The following is a 2856-nucleotide window of genomic DNA, read 5'->3' as shown; positions in this document are numbered from 1 at the left end:
GGAGACCCGAACGCCCACCCGGACGCAACCCATGAACACAAAAGCGTCTCCGAAAGCACCGCTTCCCGTCCCCGACGCCGACCGCCTCGCCGAGCGGTCGCGCCGGGCGCGGATCGAGCCGATGTCCGTTCTCGCGCTCGGCGACGGCCTCTACGAGGTCGAGTCGGGCACCGACAACACCTACCTCGTCGACGCGGCCGCCGGCCGCTGCACCTGCCCCGACCACCTCTTCCGGGGCGGCCGCTGCAAGCACGTCCGCCGGGTCGCCATGGAGATCACCGAGGGACGGGTGCCCCCGCCCGGCGAGATCGCCGTCGGCTGTCACGACTGCGACGAGACGGTCTTCGTCGACGAGGACGAGCCCGGTCCGGTCTACTGTGGCGCCCACGAGCTCGCCCCCGGCGACCTCGCCCGGGATCGCGAGACCGACGCCGCGGTGACGGTCGTCGACGTCTCCGCCCTGCGAGCCGACGCCGCCCGGATTCCCGAGGCCGAAGTCACCGTCGCCGAGTACGGGACCAACGAGTCCTACGACCCGGACGTGCCCGTCGTCGGGGCGGTCTACCCCCACGCCACCGTTCGCCAGAACGGCCCCGTCCCGCGGGAGCTGAAGGTGTACCTCTTCCCGCGAACGCGGCTCGTGGCCGTCGCGGACTGAGTCCGTCTGCGGTGTCCGATCCGTCGCAGACCGAGTACGTCCGCGGTATTCGATCCTCCGCAGGCCGAGCCCGAACGCGATGTCGCATCCGTCGCAGACGGCATTCACCCTCGGTATCGGGTTCGGCCCGACCGACCGCACGGCGGATCCGCCCCGGTCGGCACCGGCCCGCCGTCGAGAAACGCCCGGAAACGTGCGACGTGTTGACGAACCGCCCATTTATCGCGATTCGCGCCGAACGGCCGCCATGGACGACGGGATCGACTTCGGCCGGTTCGAGGAGGGCCGGCACGTCAACTACTGGGACCTCGACCCGACGATCCGGCGCGAGCTCCGGCGGATCTACGCCGACGACGAGTACGACTGGGCCGAGCCGCGGCTCCGCTCGTTCGGCGAGCTGATCGGCCACACCGTCGCGGACAACGCCGATCTGGTCGACGATCGCGGCCCCGCCCTGGAACCGTACGACCGCCGCGGCGAGGTACAGAACTTCGTCCGCTACCCGCCCGAGCAGCTCGCGAACGAGGAGCTGGTCTACGAGCGCGGCATCGTCGCCGACGCGTTCGAGGCGCCGCCCGACCGCGACGAACCGATGCCCCTCGCACACTACCTCGGGATGCTGTACCTGCTGTGTTATGCCGACGGCGGCTTCGGCTGTCCGGTCGCGATGACCGCGGGCGCGGCCCTCGTCCTCGAGAAGTTCGACGACGGCGACCTCGACGACTACTACCGGGGACTCGTCGCCCGGGAGTACGACGACGTCCTGGAGGGGGCGATGTTCCTCACCGAGGAGCAGGGCGGCAGCGACGTCGGCGCGACGGAGACGACCGCCGAGTACGACGAGGAGGCGGGTTGCTGGCGACTCACCGGCGAGAAGTGGTTCTGCTCCAACGTCGACGCCGAGGGGACGCTCGCGCTCGCTCGCACGCCCGACGCTCCCGAGGGGACCGACGGCCTCTCGATGTTTCTGGTCCCCCACGTCGATCCCGACGAGCACGACGGCGCGCTGACGAAGGGTGACCGGCGGGAGCGCTCGGCCGCCGCGGGCGTCGGTCCGCTGGCCCCCGACGAGGTGAACGACCAGCTGTACCGCCGGCTGAAGGACAAGCTGGGGACGATCGCGGTCCCGACCGGCGAGGTCGAACTCGACGGGGCGAAGGCGTTCCTCGTCGGCGAGGAGCGACGCGGCTTCAAGCAGATGGCCGAGATGCTCAACCTCGAGCGCCTCTCGAACGCCGCGGCCTCCTGCGGGATCATGGGCCGGGCACTCCTCGAGAGCCGGATCCACGCCGCCAACCGCGAGGCGTTCGGGTCGACGATCGACGAGTACCCGCTGATGCGCGAGGACCTGGTCGACATGACCGTCGACCACGAGGCGGCGACGGCGTTCACGTTCGAAGCGGCGCGGCTGTTTTCGGAGCGCGAGCGAGTAGAACGCGCGGCGCGGGGGGACGCCCGCTCGGGGGACGCCGATCCCGGAGCCGCCGACGAGGCCTACCGCCTGATGCGCGTCCTCATCCCCATCGCCAAGCTCCGGACGGGCCGGATGGCGGTCGACGCGGCCTCCTACGCCATGGAGATCCAGGGCGGCAACGGCTACGTGAACGACTTCGTCACCCACCGCCTCCTGCGCGACGCCCAGGTGCTGCCGATCTGGGAGGGAACGGAGAACATCCTCTCGCTGGACGTGCTGCGGGCGCTGGCCCGGGAGGCCGCCCACGAACCCCTGCTCGAGACGATCGACGAGCGCCTCGAAGCGGTCGACCATCCCGCGCTCGCCGACGCCGCCGAGACGACCCGCGAGGTGTCCGTCGAACTCTCGACGGCCCTCGGTACCCTCGCCGGCGCGGACGACGACTACGCCCAGCTCTCGGCCAAGCGCTTCGCCCACTTCGTCTTCGACGTCTTCACCGCCGCGTTGCTGCTCGAGGAGGCCCAGGCCGACGTCGACGGGGAGGGACCGACCGGAGCGTCAGACGGCCGCACCGCGCTCGTCGCCCGCCGCTTCGTCGACCGCCACCTGCGCGAGCGCGAGGCCCGCGGGATCGCGAGCGAGGACCGCTTCCCGATCGAGCGCTTCGACGCCGTCGTCCGCTTCGCGGCCGTCGAACCCGACGCACTCGAGGCGCCGCGGGCGGCCGGCGACTGACCGGCGCACCGCCCTGCCGCTCGAACGGCACCGCCCTGCCGCTCGAACG

2 protein-coding genes are annotated in these 2856 nt (G+C 71.6%); both read left to right on the top strand.

Going from position 1 to position 2856, the window contains the following annotated elements:
- Positions 1-31: 31 nt before the first annotated feature.
- Positions 32-658, top strand: coding sequence for an SWIM zinc finger family protein (locus QZT59_RS17255; RefSeq protein WP_290819114.1), 627 nt, complete (start codon positions 32-34; stop codon positions 656-658).
- A 247-nt stretch (positions 659-905) separates the two neighbouring features.
- Positions 906-2807 carry an acyl-CoA dehydrogenase family protein gene (locus QZT59_RS17250; RefSeq protein WP_290819112.1) on the top strand — a complete coding sequence of 634 codons (1902 nt, stop codon included), beginning with the start codon at positions 906-908 and terminating at the stop codon, positions 2805-2807.
- The last annotated feature ends 49 nt before the right edge of the window (positions 2808-2856 follow it).

This window comes from Halovivax sp., assembly GCA_007119345.1.
Classification (GTDB): domain Archaea; phylum Halobacteriota; class Halobacteria; order Halobacteriales; family Natrialbaceae; genus Halovivax.
This window is presented reverse-complemented; position numbering and strand designations above follow the sequence as displayed.

Coding starts and splice junctions, on each gene's coding strand:
- QZT59_RS17255 (WP_290819114.1), top strand. CDS start 32: ATGAACACAAAAGCGTCTCCGAAAGCACCGCTTCCCGTCCCCGACGCC.
- QZT59_RS17250 (WP_290819112.1), top strand. CDS start 906: ATGGACGACGGGATCGACTTCGGCCGGTTCGAGGAGGGCCGGCACGTC.